This is a genomic window from Streptomyces sp. NPDC003247 (genome assembly GCF_042888135.1).
Classification (GTDB): domain Bacteria; phylum Actinomycetota; class Actinomycetes; order Streptomycetales; family Streptomycetaceae; genus Streptomyces.
Genome location: NZ_JBIAPF010000014.1, coordinates 163241 through 182827, shown reverse-complemented (window position 1 = coordinate 182827; position 19587 = coordinate 163241). Strand labels below are relative to the sequence as shown.

General features: G+C 73.9%; 14 protein-coding genes and 2 pseudogenes. 9 read left to right on the top strand and 7 right to left on the bottom strand.

What is annotated here, in order from left to right:
• From ACFYWQ_RS36250 to ACFYWQ_RS36240, 3 genes are all read right to left on the bottom strand, one after another.
• Nucleotides 1–876, bottom strand: coding sequence for an ABC transporter ATP-binding protein (locus tag ACFYWQ_RS36250; protein ID WP_389522668.1), 876 nt, complete (start codon nucleotides 874–876; stop codon nucleotides 1–3).
• The gene (locus tag ACFYWQ_RS36245; protein ID WP_389522667.1) at nucleotides 873–1409 is read right to left on the bottom strand and encodes a PadR family transcriptional regulator; all 537 of its coding nucleotides are present in this window, start codon (nucleotides 1407–1409) and stop codon (nucleotides 873–875) included. Before ACFYWQ_RS36245 ends, ACFYWQ_RS36250 begins: the two co-directional genes overlap by 4 nt.
• Before the next feature lie 195 nt (nucleotides 1410–1604).
• Nucleotides 1605–2045, bottom strand: a complete 441-nt coding sequence (locus tag ACFYWQ_RS36240) for a hypothetical protein (protein ID WP_389522666.1) — start codon at nucleotides 2043–2045, stop codon at nucleotides 1605–1607.
• Between the two features lie 326 nt (nucleotides 2046–2371).
• On the opposite strand from ACFYWQ_RS36240, the gene ACFYWQ_RS36235 reads away from it, so the two are divergent.
• The 3 genes and pseudogenes from ACFYWQ_RS36235 to ACFYWQ_RS36225 all read left to right on the top strand — a co-directional run.
• Entirely contained in the window at nucleotides 2372–3400 is a 1029-nt protein-coding gene (locus ACFYWQ_RS36235) for a serine hydrolase (protein WP_389522664.1), read from the top strand.
• Nucleotides 3401–3543: 143 nt separating this feature from the next.
• On the top strand, nucleotides 3544–8766 hold the full coding sequence (locus tag ACFYWQ_RS36230) for a hypothetical protein (protein ID WP_389522662.1): 5223 nt from the start codon (nucleotides 3544–3546) through the stop codon (nucleotides 8764–8766).
• Between the two features lie 91 nt (nucleotides 8767–8857).
• Nucleotides 8858–8953: pseudogene (locus ACFYWQ_RS36225) on the top strand (ADP-ribosylglycohydrolase family protein); the annotation flags it as partial.
• A gap of 13 nt (nucleotides 8954–8966) precedes the next feature.
• Here the strand turns inward: ACFYWQ_RS36225 and ACFYWQ_RS36220 are convergent.
• Nucleotides 8967–9886: pseudogene (locus ACFYWQ_RS36220) on the bottom strand (LysR family transcriptional regulator).
• Between the two features lie 92 nt (nucleotides 9887–9978).
• On the opposite strand from ACFYWQ_RS36220, the gene ACFYWQ_RS36215 reads away from it, so the two are divergent.
• From ACFYWQ_RS36215 to ACFYWQ_RS36205, 3 genes are all read left to right on the top strand, one after another.
• Nucleotides 9979–10827: an alpha/beta fold hydrolase gene (locus tag ACFYWQ_RS36215; RefSeq protein WP_389522661.1), complete on the top strand. Its 849-nt coding sequence runs from the start codon at nucleotides 9979–9981 to the stop codon at nucleotides 10825–10827.
• Between the two features lie 449 nt (nucleotides 10828–11276).
• Nucleotides 11277–12146, top strand: a complete 870-nt coding sequence (locus ACFYWQ_RS36210; protein ID WP_389522659.1) for an oxaloacetate decarboxylase — start codon at nucleotides 11277–11279, stop codon at nucleotides 12144–12146.
• Nucleotides 12143–12397 (top strand): hypothetical protein, encoded by a 255-nt coding sequence (locus tag ACFYWQ_RS36205; RefSeq protein WP_389522657.1) that lies wholly within the window; start codon nucleotides 12143–12145, stop codon nucleotides 12395–12397. Before ACFYWQ_RS36210 ends, ACFYWQ_RS36205 begins: the two co-directional genes overlap by 4 nt.
• 122 nt (nucleotides 12398–12519) lie before the next feature.
• Here the strand turns inward: ACFYWQ_RS36205 and ACFYWQ_RS36200 are convergent, their stop codons facing one another.
• Nucleotides 12520–12690: a DUF5670 family protein gene (locus tag ACFYWQ_RS36200; protein ID WP_389522747.1), complete on the bottom strand. Its 171-nt coding sequence runs from the start codon at nucleotides 12688–12690 to the stop codon at nucleotides 12520–12522.
• A gap of 595 nt (nucleotides 12691–13285) precedes the next feature.
• On the opposite strand from ACFYWQ_RS36200, the gene ACFYWQ_RS36195 reads away from it, so the two are divergent.
• From ACFYWQ_RS36195 to ACFYWQ_RS36185, 3 genes are all read left to right on the top strand, one after another.
• Nucleotides 13286–13843, top strand: coding sequence for a TetR/AcrR family transcriptional regulator (locus tag ACFYWQ_RS36195; RefSeq protein ID WP_389522655.1), 558 nt, complete (start codon nucleotides 13286–13288; stop codon nucleotides 13841–13843).
• A 219-nt stretch (nucleotides 13844–14062) separates the two neighbouring features.
• Nucleotides 14063–15379, top strand: coding sequence for an MFS transporter (locus ACFYWQ_RS36190; protein ID WP_389522653.1), 1317 nt, complete (start codon nucleotides 14063–14065; stop codon nucleotides 15377–15379).
• A gap of 130 nt (nucleotides 15380–15509) precedes the next feature.
• The gene (locus tag ACFYWQ_RS36185) at nucleotides 15510–18227 is read left to right on the top strand and encodes a glycoside hydrolase family 78 protein (RefSeq protein WP_389522651.1); all 2718 of its coding nucleotides are present in this window, start codon (nucleotides 15510–15512) and stop codon (nucleotides 18225–18227) included.
• Between the two features lie 70 nt (nucleotides 18228–18297).
• On the opposite strand, the gene ACFYWQ_RS36180 is transcribed toward ACFYWQ_RS36185, so the two are convergent.
• Nucleotides 18298–18897: a TetR/AcrR family transcriptional regulator gene (locus tag ACFYWQ_RS36180; RefSeq protein ID WP_389522649.1), complete on the bottom strand. Its 600-nt coding sequence runs from the start codon at nucleotides 18895–18897 to the stop codon at nucleotides 18298–18300.
• Between the two features lie 172 nt (nucleotides 18898–19069).
• Complete coding sequence (locus ACFYWQ_RS36175) at nucleotides 19070–19540, bottom strand: hypothetical protein (RefSeq protein ID WP_389522647.1); 471 nt, start codon at nucleotides 19538–19540, stop codon at nucleotides 19070–19072.
• Nucleotides 19541–19587 lie beyond the last annotated feature (47 nt).

Sequence of the window (19587 nt, the reverse complement as noted above, 5' to 3'; positions counted from 1 at the left end):
TCAGCCCTCCCAGTCCAGCAGCGCGCCGAGACGTGTGCCGCCGCCGTCGTCGAGACCGGTGTCGTCGGCCAGTGTTCCGTCGCGCAGGGAGACGACACGGTCCGCCGTGGCGGCGACGCGTTCGTCATGGGTGACCACGACGAGGGTCTGCCCGCCGGCGCGCAGTTCCTCGAAGAGCCGGAGGATCTCGTGCGTCGCGGCGCTGTCGAGGTTTCCGGTCGGTTCGTCGGCGAGGACGACCAGCGGCTCGTTGGCGAGGGCGCGCGCGACGGCGGTCCGCTGCCGCTGCCCTCCGGAGAGTTCGGAGGGCAGGTGCCGGGCGCGGTCGGCGAGCCCGACCCGTTCGAGGAGTCCGGCGGCCCGGTGGTGGGCGGCGCGCGGCGAGGCCCCGGCGAGCAGCGCGGGCAGTTCGACGTTCTCCGCCGCGGTCAGCTCGTCCATGAGGTGGAAGTCCTGGAAGACGAACCCGACGGCCCGGCGGCGCAGCCTGGCCAGCGCCCGCTCGCCGAGGTGGTCGATGCGCCGCCCGCCGAGCCACACCTCGCCGTCGGTGGGGCGGTCGAGCCCGCCGAGGAGCTGGAGGAGCGTGGACTTGCCGCAGCCGCTGGGCCCGGTCACGGCGAGCGTCTGCCCGGCCGGGACGTCGAGGTCGACGTCGTCGACGGCCCGTACCAGGCTCTCGTCCTCGCCGTAGAGCCGCGACAGCCCGACGGCACGGAGCACCGGCGCGTCGCGGGTCTCCGGTGCGTCGAGGGTCTCCGGCGCGTCGCGGGTCTCCGGTGCGTCGAGGGGGTCCGGCGTCGGCCGCGCGCCCGCTTCGCCGGCCCAACCCCCGTGCGGTGACCGGCGTATGACCCGCCGTACGTCTCTCGTCATCCCTCCGCCTTCCCCTTCTTCGTGTGGACGGCCCAGGTCCGCCCGCATGCCTCCAGCCAGCGCAGGTCGGCCTGGAGGCGGAGCGTGATGCCCTCCAGGAGCAGGCCGGCCTCCGAGTCGGTCCCGTGTGCGAGGGCGGCGCGTTGCGCCTCGGCGAGTGCGCGCATCAGCTCCCGCCGCCGCGTGTCCACGAGCGCGCACGGATCGGCCAGGCCGGACTCGGCGGCGGCCACCAGCTTCAGGTGGAACTCCGGCACGTCCGTTCTGGGCCCCGTGCTCTCGCCCAGCCACGCGGCCACCCGCTCCCGGCCGGCGGCGGTCAACGCGTACACCTTGCGCCGCGGGCCCCGCTCGGGCACGTCCTCCCGCTCCTGGACGACGCATCCCGCCTTCTCGAGCCGGGTGAGGGTCACGTAGATCTGTCCCGCGTTCAGCGTCTCCCCCAACGGCCCGAGCGCCTCCCGCAACCGTCTGCGCAGCTCGTAGCCGTGCGACGGCTCCTTGACCAGCAGCGCCAGCACGACGTCCTGCACGGCTCGTCCCTCCCCACGACGACCCGCCAATAGTTAGCCGTTATCCATTGAGGCGTCAAACGGCCGACGACACGGGCACCGCGCCCGTACGGACGTTGGTGTGTCGGGGGGATGCCGCGCCGGGGAACGCGGCAGGCCCCGGACCGAAGTCCGGGGCCTGGGCGGGCACGCGGCGGCGTTCCGCTCCGGAAGCGGTCAGCTCCAGGGATCGGGTATGAGCTCGTCCCGCGGTGAGCCCTCGGGCGTCAGGGCCAGGCGCCGCGCGGTACCGGCGGCGGGGTCGGCGACGAGCACGTCGGGGATGTCGTGTTCGAGGAACCGCAGACAGCCGATGGTGCCGAAGGTGCTGGTCCGCGCGGCGAGCCACGTCACGAGGACGCGCAGCTCGTCGAACTCGTCGGGATGCACCTCCTGCCGGACGGTGAGCGCCCAACCCCGTGCACCGGGTGCGAGCTCGCCGACGAGCGTTCCGCCGATGCGATGGGCGGGCCCGCGGGCGGAGAGCAGGGGGTAGGCGTCCGGGTGCCGGGGCTCTCCGGTCTCCTCCCCGAGGTGCCGGCGCAGCAGCGCGAGATCGGCGGGCGGGAGGGAGCCGGGCAGGTCGAGGTTCAGCTGGAGTTCATGGATGTCGCTCACGGAGGCAGGCTATGCGGCCCACCGGTCCGCCCGACTCCTCCGAACGCCGCGAGGCGCTCACCGGCACGAGTGGTGTGGACACGGGCCACGGCCCCGCCGGCAGGGGACGTCGCCGCGTGCCCCGGCGGCGCACGGCAGGCGCGCGAGACCGCGAGGGACGGGCCCTCCGCTCGCTTCCGAGGGCCCGTCAGCCGGTCCGCGCCACCGCTCGCGTTGCGCCGCCGGGGTGAAAACGCACCGGGGTGCGGCGTGCCTCACCCCGGAAAAGACTGAAGGCGTGCTGATGCGTTCCGGCCCCTGCCCGCCCGTGCGATCGAGGATCTTCGATGTCGTCATACCCCCCTGCCCGTCCGTCCCGCGGGACAGGACACCACCTGGTCCGCTCCGGTCCGGACGGACGCGACGGGCCCCGCGCGCGACGCGAGCGGATACGGCTCGCGCTCGCCTGCTCGGCGGCGGTCGCCCTGCTCATGGGCTGCGCCGCCACCGGCCGTCACACGACCGGTGACCCGGTCGGGCACCTTCCCCAGCGGAACCCGGCGTCCCCGACGTCGGCCGACGGCAGTCCGGTCCGCGCCGCGCCGGCCGGCCACGGCACCCGTACGCCGTCCCCGACCCCCGCGGACACCGCGCTCGCCCGTGCGCTCGAACCGATCCGGACCCGCAGCGGCATCCAGCTGTCGGTCGCCGTCCTGGAGCCCGCGACCGGCCGCCGGGCGGTGTACGGCGCACGGCACCACATCACCGCGAGCCTGTCGAAGGTGGACATCCTGGCGGCCCTGCTGCTGCGTGCCCAGCACGAGGACCGCCCGCTCACCGGGTGGGAGACGGACACCGCCGCTTCGATGATCCGCAGCAGCGACAACGACTCCGCGGACGCCCTGTGGCGGTGGATAGGCGGCGGCCCGGGACTCACCGACGCCAACAGGACGCTGGGGCTGACCTCCACCCAGGCGGGACCGGGTTTCCACTGGGGCCTCACGCGGACCACCGCGACGGACCAACTCAGGCTGCTGGACGCCGTGTTCGCCGACCGGTCACCGCTCAGCGGAGACTCCCGCCGGCTGATCCGGACCTTCATGAGCCAGATCGACGACGACCAGGCCTGGGGAGTCTCCGCGGAAGGCACCGGCCGGCAGCTCAAGAACGGCTGGCTCCAGCGCTCCCAGTCGCAGCGCTGGGCCGTCAACAGCATGGGGCGGGTCACCGCGCACGGCAGCGCGTTCCACCTCGTCGTCCTCTCCTACGGCAGCCCCAGCATGGAGCACGGCATCTCCGCCGTGGAGCGAGCGGCGCGGTCAGCCGTCCACGCCCTGTGCAGCACGCCTCCTCCCGTGCCCCCGATCATCCGCTGACCCTCCCGGGCAACCCGAAAGTTGTTCCCCGTTCACCCGACAGGCGTACTCCCGTTGCCCTATGATCACCCGCGGCGGGCCCCCCGCCGGGTGCCCGCACACCACCGACCGGCCGTTCCGCCGACCACAGGGGAGAGGTGTGCGTGCGCGCTCAGCGAGGGGAAACACAGGAGACCGGCCGGGGCAGGGCCACCGCCACACTGCGACCGCCCACGCCCCCGGTCGCCGTCCCGGAAACCGGACGGACCGGTCTGCCGGCCACGGCACCGACCGATCCGCAGGCGATGCTGAGGCTCCAGCAGACGGCGGGCAACACGGCGGCCGGGCGGATGGTGAACGGCCGGAACCGGCACCCCGGCACGACCGCCGCTCCTCGCCCCGCGGCCCGGGCACCACGTCTCGACACCGTCGACGAAGCCGCCGAGTACGACCTCGTCCTGCCGCCCTACCTGACGCAGCTCCAGGCCGGCGGCCTGTCCTTCGTGCACGGCCTCACCGGCCACGGCTTCGTGCGGGACGAGGTGGTCCGGGTCGCCGGCCCCTCCGGTGAGGCCGACCGCATCGCCGGCGAACTCGCCACCCGGCCCGAGACGTTCTTCGGACGGGGCCGCTCGTTCGTCGTGAGGACCCGCAGCGGCCTCTACGACGTCACGGTCTTCATCGCCCCCGACACCACCGACGCGCCCGGCACGTTCCTGGCCGCCGGCGCCCCGCAGCAGGTCGTCGACGCGCGCGCCGCGCGGATGAGCGCGGCCGACCGGGACGCGGAGGCGGAGGGCGCCGACATCAAGGTGGACAGCCTGCGCAACTCCGCAGGCAGTGGGAACAGCGGCACCCGCCACACGGCCAACAAGGGCCTGCGCGGCTCCGGTTCGGTCCTCGCACCGGTACAGCCCGGAGTCTGGGCGGGCGCGGCCCTCGCCGGAGACGTCGGCCTCACCTCCTCCACCGAGACGCACAGCGCCACCACCGTCTCCGAGCCCCGGACCCTGCGCAGCGACGGCGGATCCGTCGAGGCGCTGCGCCACGTGCGGTTCCACGTGCGCATCACCCGCGGCGACCGCACCCGCAGCCCCGCCCCCGCCCCGGTGAGCGGGCCCGGCACCCTCACGATGCGGGTGCCGCGCGAGCACCTCGTACCCCGCGGCACCACCACCCCCGACCACGCGGCCCGCCTGCCGCCCGCCACGGCACACGGGACGGCGCTCGCCGACTCCATGGCCCCGCTCGCGGTCACGGACGCCGGCGAACCCCACGGCGGCGGAGGCGGGCTCTACGACAGCGTCGCCTCCGTGCTGCACCCCCGGCTGACGGAACTGGGCGCCCCCGGCCGCCCGTACCTGTACGAGGCCACGTCCGCGACGACGGTCACGGAGGACCTGCCCCGGCTGCTGGCCGGCTGGGTCACGGGGGAGGACCTCACCTCCCTCGACGGCACCGTCCGGGGCACGTACCGGATGCGCGCGGACATCGTCTCCATGGCACCGGCCTGGAGCATCGGCAAGACCCAGCTGCGCACCCACCAGCAGGTCGCGCACAGCGTCTCCGGCACCACCCGCGAGGGCGGCAGCGCCCGGCTGGGCGCCGGCCCCTCCCTGGCCGTGGGAGCCCCCGGCGCGGGACCGGCCCTGCGGCTGTCGCAGGTCACCCTGCCCGGGGTCGCGCGCAGCCGCACCGTCAAGGCCGAGCAGGCCGCGACCACCCGCCAGGGAGCCGAGGTGCGCGGCCAGAAGGTGCTGTACCGCAGCACCGTCCGGCTGACGGTCGAGGGCACCGGAGACGGCCCCGCGACCCCGCGACGGGTCGCCCGCACCGCCGCACACGACATCGACGTGCTGCTCAGCCTGCGCGCGGAGGAGGCGCACTCGCTCGGACTGCCCCTGCCCGAGGGCGTCACCGGCGGCGACCTGTACACCACCGTCGGCGAGGACGGCCGGAAACTGCCCGAGCGGGAACTGCCGTTCGCGGGCATGGGATCGAGCGTCGCCCTCGGCCGCTTCGACTCCGCGCCGCTGATCGCCGCCGTGGAGCGGCTGTTCGCCACCGACCCCCGACTGGACGGCTACCTCCCCGCGGAGTTCCTCGCCGCGGCAGCCCCGCCGTCCGGCCCCGCACCCCACCGCCAGGACACCTCGCGGCCGTCCGCGGAGGAGGCCGAGCAGCAGCGCACCAACTACCGCACCCTGGTGGCCCTGCTGTCCCAGACCAACATCCGCGCCAACAAGGACCAGTTGCTGTCCACCGGCATCCCCGTCCGGCTGCGCCGCAAGACCCTGGGGCACGCCCACGACGTCCAGGTCCTCGTGACCGGCAGACTCGGCCCGATCGCCTATCTGGGCGAGACCAAGGACTGGCTGGTGCGCAGCAGCTCCGGCGTGGGCAGCAGCTCGCAGACGGGACAGTCCAGCTCGCGCGACATCGGCACCCGGTTCGCGCTCCAGATGCAGATCGTCCCCGGCAAGGTCTCCGGCGGACTGACCGCGGAGAGCGTGCTGCACTCCGGCCGGTCGGCGCAGGCCGGCCCGGCCGTCCGCGGCGACTCGCTCAACAGCGGCTCCCCGGACCGCAGTTCGTTCGGCGCCACCCTCGATCTCGGGGTCAGGGTCACCAAGGTCACCCGGGAGCGCAAGGCGATGCGCACCCTCACCCCCGGCAGACCGGGACGCCACGAGCCGGAGGTCGAGGAGATCGCCTCATCCTCCGGCGCGGCCGCCGGCGACCCGCTGCACCTGGCGGGCCAGGACGTACGGCTCACCACCCCCACCGGCTTCACCGTGGGCGGAGCCGAGGGCGGACGGCTGCGGGCCAGGGCCGCCGAACTGCGCCGGATGCCCCGGCCGGTCGACGTGGCCGGCATCGGCGCGCTCACCGGCGGCCCCCTCCAGGTGAGCGGCCCGCAGGTACGCGACTGGTCCTTCGTCGAGACGGTCGGCGACGGCCGCGCCGTGCGCGCCCTGGCCTACCGGCTGCTGTCCCAGGCCGCCGTCCGCAACACGCCCGGCCGGGCGGACGACGTGTTCGCCACCGAGGGACTCGCCCCGCAGCAGGCCATCGACACCCAGCTCAGCCCGCAGTCCGTCACCGCGGCGCTCCGGCAGGCCGTCGGGACCGGCTGGGTCGTCGACAACCTGCGCTACCCCCGCAGGGTCAAGTCCCTCACCGGCGCGGTCGGCGCGCGTTTCGCGCTCACCCGGCCCCGTGTCGTCACCACCGGGACGGGACCCGGCACCGAGAACATGTCCCTGGGCGGACACCAGGCCACCGGCCAGAAGTCACGCACCGTCACCCACTCCGTCGGATACGGCGGCTCCGGACGGGAACAGGGCGACCACTGGCAGGTGGGCGAAGGCCTGTCGGGCAGCAGGGCCACCCAGCGCGGCACCGCGCAGGGCCTCTCCCTCACCGGTACCGTCGAGCGCAACGCCGTGGTCCCCAGAGGACGCCCCTTCTACCTGGTCCAGTGCGACCTGCTGGTGCGCATGGTGGCCGAGGTGTCCTCCGGACCGGCGAGCCAGGGCGTGTCCGCCGCCGAACAGACGGTGCCCGGCGCGGTCGGCCTGTGGCTGAGCGAGGACCAGCTCGCCGCGGCGGGACTGCGGCCACCGCGGGCCCACGACGGGGAACGGCCGCAGGACACCGGCCGGGAGCAGACCCGCCCGCCCCAGGACACGGCGGCCGTGCCCGCGCCGGGCCACGCACCGGCGGCGACCACCGGCACACAGGACCCCGCCCCGCCGGGCACGGACCGGGCGGCGGCCGGCGACACGGCCGAGGACCGCCCGCGGACGCCCCCGCTGCCGCCCGCCCTCGCCCGTGACCTGCCGCTCGGATTCGGCCTGATCGAGGACATGCCCGACCTCGTCCCCCTCCTGCGCGACCTGCGCGGGAACATCCGTGACGCCGGCCTCGCCGCGGCACTGCTGCCCGAACGCCAGCTGGACGACCCCTACCGCAACGTGCAGAGACTCCTGCGGATCCTCGACCGGGACGGCGCCGTCGGCCTGCTGTCGGGAGCCATGGACGGCGGTGTCGCGGTCGAGCTCTTCCGCAACCGCGTGCAGCGCTACCGGGCCGTCCTGAGCATTCGGCGCACCGGTGACGCCCGCCCGGCCGGACGCACCGACGGGGACCGCGACATGGAGTTCGCCACCGTCGCCGTCATGGACCGCACCCAGAACGCGGCACGGGGCCGCACGCTCGGCGGGGGCGCCACGGTGGCGGGGACGGGGGAACCGGACAGTGGCGCCGTCGACAGCAGCGCGGGCACCCTGGGCGGCGGCGCCCTCACCTCGGCGGCGCGCAGGACCGGGGAGACCTCACGCACCCAGGTCGGTATCCGCACCATCATCGACGCGAGCGCGCCCGCCGTGCGGATGAGGGTGCCGATCACGGCTGAACTGGCGCTGTTCTCCTCCGACGGGCGGGTCGCCCGCGCCGAGATCGGCGACAGCAGCCTCGTCTACCGCGCGCTGGAGAAGGACATGGAAGCCCTCTCCCGGCTGCGGCCGGTCACGGCCCCCGGCGCGGGCACCGGTCTGCGGCGTACGACGGCCACCTCGCCCGCCGACCTGCGGACCTGGCGCGGCCGCGGCGCGACGCTGCCGCTGGAGGTCCAGGTGAACGGCTTCCGGGGGGCCGGCCAACTGCGCACGGCCATCGGCGGCGCGGTCCGCGACGCCGGCGGCAGCGAACGGTTCGATCCGGCGGCCCTCAGCCACGCGGCCTACGTCCAGTCGGAGTCCGTCTCCACCGAGTGGCTCATGGCCGCCCTGCCCCTGCTGGTGTCGGCGGGCTGCCGGCTCCCCGTCAACCACCACTCCGGTCTCGAGGGCCAGGACCTCGACTGCTCCCTGCACGCCCGGCTGCGCGACGGCCGTGTGCTGGGACGCAGCGACACCGCGATCTTCGAGACCGTGGCCCAGAGCGGTCCCGAGGACGGCCGCGCGGCCGCCACCGACCTGCACACCGGCACGGACCACGGACGCGGCGCCCGCGGCTACGGCGGCGCGGGTCCCCTGCTCACCGACCCCGGCCGGATGACCGACGCCGTCCTGACCGGAGCCCAGGCTTCGGACCTCTCCACACTCGCCGGACACGCGTCGGGAACCGTGCCGCTGAGCAAACCCAAGACGGAGTCGGTGCTGGTCCAGTTCACCGCCGAGTTCCGTGTCGTCGCGGACATCCACAACCGCCTCACGCAAGGGATACGGCCCCGGGGCCGCAACACCGCCACCCGCGACGTCGTCCTCAGCCACCCGCTCGTCGTCCGCGTTCCGCTGCCGGCCGCCCGCCGCATGCTGACCGGAACCACCGCCGCCCACGTGTCGGACCCCCTGCACGTCCTCACCCCGGCGGACGACGACTGACCGCGGTTGCCGGGGCGGCACCGGACGCGCCGCGTCCACCGCCCCGGGCCTGGCGGACGTCCCGCCAGGAGGCGGCCGACAGCCTGCCCGGGTCCGGGCGCTGCGCAGCACGACCGGCTTCGAGCACGCTCTTCGCGCGGCGATCGACGCCGGCGGTGACAGTGACACCGCCGCCGCGGTCACCGGGGTGACCGACACGGTCAGCGGTCGAGGAGCCGGAGGTCGAGTGCGGCACCGACGTCGGGGCAGTTCGCGCGGACGGTGTCGAGGAAGGCGTTCAGTACCGGGGAGCGGTCCAGGGCGGTGAAGGACAGCACCAGATCGGGCAGGGGCGTGCGCGGGGTCACCTCGCAGAACCAGGTGCCCGGACGCGGGGCCGACAGCATGCGGGAGGGCCCCAGACCGACGCCCACGCCACAGGCGGCGAGGCCGATGATCGTGTGGACGTCCCGCGCGACGGCCGCGCCCGAGAGGGCGGGGGAGTCCTTGCCCAGCAGGGTGCGCAGCCCGGTGAGGACGGTGGGCTCGTCCTCGCCGGACGTCACGATCAGCGGCTGCTGCCGCAGTTGGTCCACGCTCACCGACGGCCGGCCCGCGTAGGGGTGCGTGGTGCTCACCACCGCGACCAGGTGGTCGTGTCCGATCGGGACCGACACCAGGTTCTCGGCCCCGGCACCCCGTGGCCGGCCCAGGGTGACCGCCACGTCGAGCTCACCGGTGACCAGGGCGGCGGTGCTGCGGCTGGTGGCCATCTCGTGCAACTCCACCCGCACGTCGGGCCGTTCGCGGCCGAACCGGCCGACGACGTCCGGCAGGGGGTCGAGCAGTGCCGAGGCGACGAAGCCCAGGCGCAGTCGGCCCGTCTCACCCGGGCCGCGTCCACCGAGGCCGCCGTCATCTCGTCGAGCGCCCTGCGCGCCCGGGCGAGGAAGGCCGCGCCCGCCGCCGTCGGGAACACCCCCTGACGGGTGCGGTCGAACAGCCGGGCGCCCACCTCGCGTTCGAGGTCGGCGATCTGCTTGGACAGCGGAGGCTGCGCGATACCCAGGGCACCCGCCGCCCGGCCGAAGTGCTCGTGCTCGGCGAGGGCCAGTGCGTACCGCAGGTGCCGCGCCTCCATGCCGGCCTCCCGGCCATATCCCGTGGGTATCGTGGGCCAGCTTGCCAGATCTTCCCCTGGAGGGCGGGGGCCGGGTCACGTGGAATGCAGGCATGACCGACCCTTCCGCCACCGACACCGTCTTCGTCCTCGTGCACGGCGCCTGGCACGGCTCCGGGCAGTGGGCGGCGACACAACGCGCACTCGCCGCACTCGGCGCCGCGAGCGTGGCCGTCGACCTGCCGGGACACGGCCTCGACGCTCCGCTGCCCAGCGGATACCTCCTGCCCGGACAGCCGGGCCTGCTGACGGAGAAGACCCCGCTCGCCACCGTGACGATGGACGACAGCGCCGAGACCGTGCTCGACACGCTGCGCCAGGTCCGCCGCCACCACCGCCGTGTGGTGCTCGTCGCGCACAGCGCGGGAGGCGGCCCCGCGTCACTGGCCGCCGAGCGCGCGCCCCAGCTCGTCGACGCCCTCGTCTACCTGTCGGCCTTCGTCCCCGCCGGACGGCCGCGGTTCTCCGACTACCTCGGCTCGCCCGAGAACGCCACGGCACGGGGACAGAGCCTCACCCTCGGCGACCCCGCGGAGCTGGGCGCCGTACGGATCAACCCGCTCTCGCCGGATCCCGCCTACGTCGAGGAACTGCGGCAGACCTACTACCACGACATCCCGCCGGACCGCTTCGACCACCGGCGCTCGGCCCTGAGCACCGATCTGCCGCTGTCGATCCCGGCCACCCCGGTCCCCGTGACCGCCCCGCGGTGGGGCCGGATACCGCGGACCTTCCTGCGCTGCGCGGACGACCGGGCGCTGCCGCCGGCCGTGCAGGACCTGATGATCGCGGAAGCCGACCGGGCCGTGCCCGGCAACCCGTTCACCGTACGCACCCTCCCGGGCGGCCACAGCCCCTTCGCCGCCCGGCCCCGCGAACTCGCCGCGGCCCTGCTGCCGTGAGCGGCGGACCAGGGAGCTTGTGACGGATCTCCGGCGGGCGCAGCCGCTCGACGTCACCGTCGCTCAGGTCGCCGCACCGGCGGTCCGGACCGGCCCGGGCGCCGGGACGGGCACCGCGCACCCGGTCCCGGCCGGGTACACCCTCACCTACGCCTGCCTGCTCGTCCCCGCCGCGCGCCCGTCCGGACAACGGCCCTGTGCGCAGGGGGGTTTGCCCCAGCGGGACGTACCGGGCCGCTCGACGGTGCCGTCCGCGGACGGGTCAACCTGCGTCCGCGGGCACAGTGACGTTTCTGTGGTGAAGGGGCTGCGCCGTCGGAGTGAGTAAAGCTTTCCTGGGGCGCATCTCAAAGGCTGGACCCGAAATCATCAGCGTTGAGCAAAGGCTGTCGTGTCGCGGCAGTCTCACACCGGCCTGTGTGCCGTTCAGCGTGCAAAGGATCCCCACGATGACGTACGGAAGCAGACTGCGGGCGCAGATCACCGCGCCGGGCACCACGCCACTGATCGGCGTCTACGACATGTACTCGGCGTCGATCGCCGCCGAGCACTACGACGGGATGTTCGTCTCCGGCTTCGGCTTCGCCGCCTCCTACTACGGGCTGCCGGACATCGGGTTCATCGCCTGGCCCGACATGCTGGCCTTCGTCCAGCGACTGCGCGGCGCGTTCCCCCGTCACCATCTGCTCGTGGACATCGACGACGGCTACGTCGATCCCGAAGTGGCCTGCCACATGGTGCAGAGCCTGGAGCGCGCCGGAGCGTCCGGGGTGATCCTGGAGGACCAGAAGCGTCCCCGCAGGTGCGGACACGCCGACGGCAAGCTGGTACTGCCGCTGGAGGAGTACCTGGAGAAGCTCGAACTGGTCCTGGCCACCCGCAAGGACCTCCTCGTCGTCGCCCGCACGGACGCGACCGAGGAGGACGACATCCTGCGCCGGGCCCAGGCCCTGGCCGCCACGGACGCCGACGTCGTCCTGGTCGACGGAGTCCGCAGCGTCGAGTGGATCCAACGCGTGCGCGAGGTCGTCGCGGGCAAGCCGCTCCTGTTCAACCAGATCGCCGGCGGCAAGTCCCCGCGCCTCTCGCTCACCGAACTGGCCGACCTCGGTGTCGACGTCGCCATCTACAGCACGCCGTGCCTCTTCGCGGCGCACCGGGCGGTGGACACGGCCCTGGCCGAACTGCACCTCGCCGACGGCCGGCTGCCGGCCGCGGAAGCGGACGCGATCGGCGTGAAGGAGTCGACCGAGCTGCTGGCCAGGAACATCACCCGTCACCACCCCGTCCCCACCGCACGGGAAGGCGCCGGAGTATGAACCTCAAACGGACGAGTGCGACCGCCTGCCTCACTCTCGCCCTCCTCGGCTGCGCCCAGCCCGCCGGCGCGACCGACAGCCTGATCACCGTGCTCGACAACTCGCACGCCGACTCCGTCCTGGAGGTCGACCGGACCGCGAACCTCCAGAACGGCAGCGGAACCGCCGGCAGCGACCACGACGGCAGCGCCGTGGACGTGGTGGAGGCCCTGGTCCAAGGAGGGGCTCCGGACACGGAGGACGGCGACTGACGCCGTCACCGGCGGGACGCGGGCGGAAGTGCCGACACCATCGGCACGACGCAAGGGGTGGGGTGCACCGGCCATCGGTGCACCCCACCCTTTCCTGCGTTCCCGACCGCCCCGCCGGCGCCCTACCAGCGGTACCAACGGCCGCGCTGTCCGCCTGCGCCGGTGGAGCGGGCGAAGAAGCCGACGAGCCAGAGCACCAGGACGATCACGGCGATCCACCACAGTGCCTTGAGGGCGAACCCGGCACCGAAAAGAAGCAGGACCAGCAGCAGAACCAGAAGCAGGGGAACCATAGTCATCAACCTCCGTTCCGCCGTCTGCCCCGCGGCGCCACCCGCACACGCGGAAGGCACGGGTGTTTTTCCGCACGGGCCGGGGCACGTCGGCGCGTGTGACGAAATGGGCGTGACGAAAACCGGCCGCACGGCTTAGTGTGAGCTGTCCGTGCCGACGATCGTGTGACGAAAAGGACTCACCATGGCTGCTTGTGGCGTGTGCGGAAAGGAGCTCCGTGCCGCGCCGGACTCCGGCCGGGCCCGGGCGGGCCGTCCCCGCCGCTACTGTTCGCGGGCCTGCCAGGGGAGGGCCTACCGGATGCGGGTGGCGGCCGCGGGAGAGCGGGCGGACGCGCACGGTGCGGCGGAGGCCCCGGCCGCGCCCCGGGGGCCGCGGAGAGCCACCGGGCCCGGGCCCGGGCCTCGGCCGGACGCCCGCCCGGCCGAGGCCCCGACCGGGGAGGATGGCTTCCGGTCCCGGGCCGGGGAGGATGGCTTCCGGTCCCGGGCCGGGGAGGATGGCTTCCGGTCCCGGGCCGGGGAAGACGGCTTCCGGCCCCGGACCGGAGACGACGGCCATCGGCCCCGGGCCGGCGAAAACTCCCGGGCCCGGGTGCTGGCCGCCGCGCTGGAGGCCTTCGCCCGCACCGGCTACCGTGGGACCTCGCTCGAGGTCGTCGCCGACGCGGCCGGGCTCACCCGGGCCGGCCTGCTGCACCACTTCCCCTCGAAGCGGGCGCTGCTCCTCGCCGTGCTGACCGAACGGGACGAGCAGGACCTGCGCGCCTTCGGCCGGCCCCTGGAGTCGTTGGCGGGCATCGAGGTCCTGGACTTCCTGGACGATCTCGCGCGGCTCAACACCAACCGCAGGGGCCTGGTGCAGCTGGCCCATGTGCTCGGCGCCGAGGCGTTCGATCCCGGGCACCCGGCCCACCTGTACTTCCGCGACCGGCTGCGCCGCATCCGTACGGAACTGACCGCCGCCCTGCGGCGGGGCGTGGCGGCGGGCACGGTCCGCGAGGACGTCGACTGCGACCGGGTGGTGGAGCAGACGATCGCGGTGATGGAAGGACTGGAGGCGCTCTGGCTCCAGGACCCGGACGCCACGGACCTGGCCGAGGCGTTCCGCTCCTACAGTGAAGGACTGCGCAGGGCGATGACACGCGGCTGACCCACGCGCCGCGCGACCTTCCGGAAACCTCGGGAACCCTCCCGGAACCTCGGGTTCAAGCCATTGACACGTTTCAACCCGCAACCCTACCTTCTACTCGGTAGGTCGCCGGGTCATGTCCCGGCAGTTCCTACGTCATCCCGTCGCCATGCCTGAGCGGTCCCCGAGCCCGGGGGCCTCCTCGGCGTGCACGAGCAGAGAAGAAGGCAGGGAGACACCGTGGTCATCCCCCCGTCCCCACTTCCCGAGTCCGATGTCCCTCCCGGCCACGGCCCGTCCCCGGACTCCGCCGACGAGGCACAGGCCCCCGCCGTCCCGCCCGCCCCGCTGAGCTTCCTGGTCTTCTACGTCTGCGGCTACGGCGGCCTGATGATGGCGGCCGCCACCCCCACCATCGTGACCCTGGCCCTGCGCGCCCAGGAGATCGCTCCGCAGAGCAAGGCGAGCGTGCTCTCCCTGGTCCTGCTGCTCGGCACCGTCTCCGCGGCCGTCGCCAACCCCGTGGTCGGGGCGCTCAGCGACCGCACCACCTCGCGCTTCGGCATGCGACGGCCCTGGCTCCTCGGCGGATCCCTCGCCGGGATCGCCGGCACCCTGCTGGTGGCCCTGCTCCCGTCCGTGGGCGGCATGGTGCTCGGCTGGTGCCTGGCCCAGCTCGGGTTCAACGCCGTCTTCGCCGCGCTCTACGCGGTGATGGCGGACCGGATCGCGCCCCAGCAGCGCGGCAAGGTCTCCGGCTTCATCGGCGTCAGCCAGTCGATCGGCACCATGTGCGGCACGTGGATCGCCAGCCTGGTGACCGGCTCCGTGCTCGCGATGTTCGTGATCCCCCCGCTGGTCGCCCTGGTCTGCGTCGGCGCGCTGGCGCTGCGGCTGCCCGACCGGCGGCTGCGCGCCGCGGACCGGGACACGCGCTCCCTGGGCAAGCTCGCGTCGAGCTTCCTGGTCAACCCCAGGAAGCACCCCGACTTCGCCTGGGCGTGGCTCGGCCGGCTGCTCATCATGATCGGCTACGCGTTCTTCGGCTCGTACCAGCTGTACTTCCTCACCGACCACCTGCGCATGTCCGCCACGGCGGCCACCGGCGTCGTCGCCGCCGGCACCACGATCGGCACCATGGCGCAGCTCGTGAGCAGCCCCGTGGGCGGCTGGCTGTCCGACCGCAGCGGACGCCGCAAGGCCTTCGTCACCGTCGGCTCCCTGCTCTTCGCCGCGGGCATGCTCGTCATCGCCTTCTCCACGAACTCCGCCGTCTTCCTGACCGGCGTCGGCCTGGCCTCCTTCGCCTTCGGCCTGTACCTGGCCGTCGACCTGGCCCTGGTCACCGACGTCCTGCCGGACAACGGCGCCGACGCGGCCAAGGACCTCGGCATCCTCGCCGTCGCCAGCACCCTGGGGCTGTCCCTCGGCCCGGCGCTCGTGCCGGCCCTGCTCGCCGTCTTCGGAGACACGAACTACCAGGCGGTGTTCGTCATCGCGGCCGTCTGCATGGTGATCGGAGCCCTCACGCTCAAGCCCATCAAGGGCGTCCGCTGAGCCCCGGCCGACCGGCCGTACCCGCTGAGCCCCGGCCCGACCGGCCGTACCCGGCCGGCGCCCGTCGACATCCCATCGCCCCGGCCCGCTCCGGCCGGGGCGATCGGCAGCACGACCCAGAAGGACAAGCATGACGACCGCACCCCACGAGGGACCGCACGGCACCCGTGTCACCGAGGTCCGCATCGAGCACCACCGGGAGCCCCTGGGCATCGGCGAGCCCAGCCCCCGACTGTCCTGGACCGTGGCCACCGAGAGTCCGGACTGGAAGCAGTCCGCGTACGAGATCCGGGTCCGCGACGCCCACGGCGACGAGACCGCCTCGACGCGCGGTGACGGTGACGAGACCGACCCGGAGCGCAGTGACGGCGACGAGACCGTCTCCGGGCGCCGTGACGGTGACGAGTCCGTCCTCGTGCCCTGGCCCGCCGCGCCGCTGCGCTCGCGGCAGCGGAAACTGGTGAGCGTACGGGTCTGGGGGCCGGACGGCACGGGCCCGAGCCCGTGGTCCCCGGAGACCGCCCTGGAGGCCGGCCTGCTCGAGCCGGACGACTGGACGGCGCGGTTCGTCTCGCCCGCCTGGCAGGAGGACGTCACCGACCAGGTGCCGCCCCCGCTGCTGCGCGGCGAGTTCCGGCTGCGGGCGCCGGTGGAGTCGGCCCGGCTGTACGCGACCGCCCACGGCGTCCACGAGATCGAGATCAACGGCACCAGGGTCGGGGACCATGTCCTCGCCCCCGGCTGGACCCACTACACCGAGCGCCTGCGCTACCAGGCCTTCGACGTCACCGGCCTGCTCCGAACCGGCGGCAACGCCGTCGGCGTCCTGCTCGCCGACGGCTGGTTCCGCGGCCGGATCGGCTTCGAGGGCGGTGCGCGCAACCGCTACGGCGACCGCCTCGCCGCCCTGGTGCAGATCGAGGTGCGCCACACCGACGGAAGCACCGCGACCTTCGGCAGCGGCGGCGACTGGCGCGCGGCGCACGGGCCGATCGTCTCCTCCGGCATCTACGAGGGCGAGCGGTACGACGCCCGGCGCGAGCTGCCCGGCTGGTCCGCCCCCCACTTCGACGACAGCGCGTGGAGCGGCGTGGACGTGCTGCCGTACGACCTCGGCCGCCTGGTCGCGCCGGACGGACCGCCGGTACGCCGCACCGAGCTGGTCGACCCCGTGGCGGTCACCACCTCGCCGTCCGGCCGCACCGTCCTCGACTTCGGCCAGAACCTCGTCGGCCGGCTGCGCATCCGGGTGAGCGGCGAAGCCGGGCGGACCGTCACCCTGCGCCACGCCGAGGTGCTGGAGAACGGCGAGCTGGGCACCCGCCCGCTCCGCCTGGCCGAGGCCACCGACACCTACACCCTGCGCGGCGGCGGCACCGAGGAGTGGGAGCCCCGCTTCACCTTCCACGGCTTCCGCTACGCGGAGGTCGACGGCTGGCCCGGCGAGATCGCCCCCGGCGACATCAGGGCCGTCGTCTGCCACACGGACATGCGGCGCACCGGCTGGTTCGAGTGCTCCGACCCGCTGGTGAACAAGCTGCACGAGAACGTCGTGTGGAGTATGCGCGGCAACTTCCTGGACATCCCCACCGACTGCCCGCAGCGCGACGAGCGCCTCGGCTGGACCGGCGACCTCCAGATCTTCGCGCCCACCGCGAGCTTCCTGTACGACTGCGCCGGTCTGGTCCGCTCGTGGCTGACCGACCTCGCGCTCCAGCAGAGCCCCGAGGGCTGGCCACCGCTGTGGGTGCCGGGGTTCGAGTCGGTGTTCCCCCGCTTCGCGTGCGCCGCCTGGGGCGACGCCGCCGTCATCGTGCCCTGGGTGATGTACCGGCGGTTCGGCGACACCGGTGTGCTGGCGGCCCAGTACGCGAGCATGAAGGCCTGGGTCGACGGCGTCGCCGCCCTCACCGGGGAGCGGCACCTGTGGGACGAGGGGCTGCAACTGGGGGACTGGCTGGACCCCACCGCCCCGCCGGACCGTCCGTTCGAGGCCCGCACCGACGGCCACCTGGTCGCCACCGCCTACCACGCGCTCTCCGCGCAACTGCTGGCCGACACCGCGGCCGTGCTGGGCCGGGACGAGGACCGGGACCACTACGGCAAGCTCGCGGAGGCGGTCCGGGCCGCCTTCCACCAGGAGTACGTCAGCCCCTCGGGCCGCCTGGTCAGCGACTCCCAGACCGCCTACGCGCTCGCGCTGCGGTTCACGCTCCTGCCGGAGGAGGAACAGCGGCGGCGTGCGGGCCGGCGACTGGTCGAGCTGGTGCGCGCGGGCGGCTTCCGCATCGGCACCGGTTTCGTCGGCACCCCGCTGGTCTGCGACGCGCTGTGCGCCGCGGGTGAGTACGACGCCGCCTACCGGCTGCTGCTCGAACAGGGCTGCCCGTCCTGGCTGTACCCGGTCACCATGGACGCCACCACGATCTGGGAGCGCTGGGACAGCATGCTGCCCGACGGATCGGTCAACCCCGGCGACATGACCTCCTTCAACCACTACGCCCTCGGCGCGGTCGCCGACTGGCTGCACCGCACCGTGGCCGGCCTCGCCCCCGCCGCACCCGGGTACCGGCGGCTGCTGGTCCGGCCCCGCCCGGGCGGACGGCTGAGCCACGCCTCGGCGGCGCACCGGACGCCCTACGGACGCGCGGCGGTCTCCTGGACGCGGGAGGACGGCGAGCTGCGGGTCTGCGTCACGGTCCCGCCCAACACCACCGCGCTGGTCGATCTCCCCGGCCGGGAGGGGGAGACGGTCGAGGTCGGTTCCGGACGGCACCTGTTCCGAACGCCGTTCCCCGCCGCGGAGGACGACGTCATCGAGGAGGCCCCGCCGCTGCTGCCGGGCTGACGGCTCCCGCCACGCGACGGCCCCGGACGGATGTCCGGGGCCGTCGCGTGCGCACCGTTGACGCAGCGGGTCAGGTGCCCAGCAGCCGGTGCAGGGCGCGGCGGGCGCGGGACGGGGCGAGCGGGTCGTGCTGAAGCTGCAGGAAATGGTTGAGGGCCAGCATGATGCCGACGAGTTCGTAGATCAGTTGGTCGGGGTCCGTGTCCGCCGGCAGGTCCCCGGCGCCGATCGCGCGTCGGACGTGGCGCCGCAGATCGCGCTGCCACAGCGCGTTCATGCCCGCGACCGCGTCGCGCACGGGTCCGTCCCGCCCGTCGAACTCCGTCGCCGCCGCGGTGAAGAAGCAGCCGCCGGGCAGCACGTCCCGCTCCAGGTACGACACCCACGCCTCGCACACCGCGCGCAGCTGCGGCAGTCCCGGCGGCACGTCCCGCACCCGCTGCGGCACCTCCCGGGCGAACAACTCCGACGCGGTGTCGACGACCGCGAGTTGGAGGCTCTCCTTCGTGCCGAAGTGGCCGAGGACGCCGGCCTTGCTCATCCCCAGCTCGGTCGCGAGCCGGCCGATGGTCAGTCCCTGGAGCCCTTCCACCGAGGCGATCGCCATACTGCGGTCCAGAATGCGCTGCCGGGTGCGGCGCGTTTCCAGGACCGAGTTCCGAGGGCTCATGGGAGCCGATGATAGCCACCCCCTCCTGACCCTCCTGACCAGGAGAGCGTCCCCCCCGCACACCGCGCGGGCCGGCGATACGCGCCGGCGTACCGGCGGCCCGCGCGTGGCAGGGGAGGTGGCTCCGGGTCAGGTGCCGGAGCCACCGGTGGACCGGTCGGCCGACGGAGGGTCAGTCCTCGTCGGGGTCGAGGACGCGGCCCTTGAGCTTGACGGGGTTGGCGCCTCCCACGCGGAGTTCACCATCGGTGTAGCGGCCCGGCGTCGCGCCGTCGACGGCGGTGACCTGGGCCCCGTAACCGATGCACTCCTGGTTGGTGGACAGGTACGGGTTGTGGGTGAAGGTGAGGGTGCGGCCCCCGTTGCCGAGGACGCCCTGGGTGGTCTGGAGGTTGCCCCTCGCCTGGAGGGTGTTGACGTCGTGGTAGGCCCAGGAGAGCCAGCTGGTGAAGACGAAGCCGGTCGGCGCCTTGAGGGTGAAGGTGATGTCGCCGGGGTTCACCGGGTCCGGGACGGTGCTGAGGATGCCGAAGCTGAGGTGGGCCGGCACTCCTCCGGGGGCGTCCTCGACGATGCCCTGCTGAAGGATGTACAGCTTGTTCTCGGCTCCCGACTCAACGGGTGCCTGGGTCTGCGTGGCCATGATGTCCCTTCTGGGGGTGGGGGTGTCCGCGTGGGCGGATCCGCCGG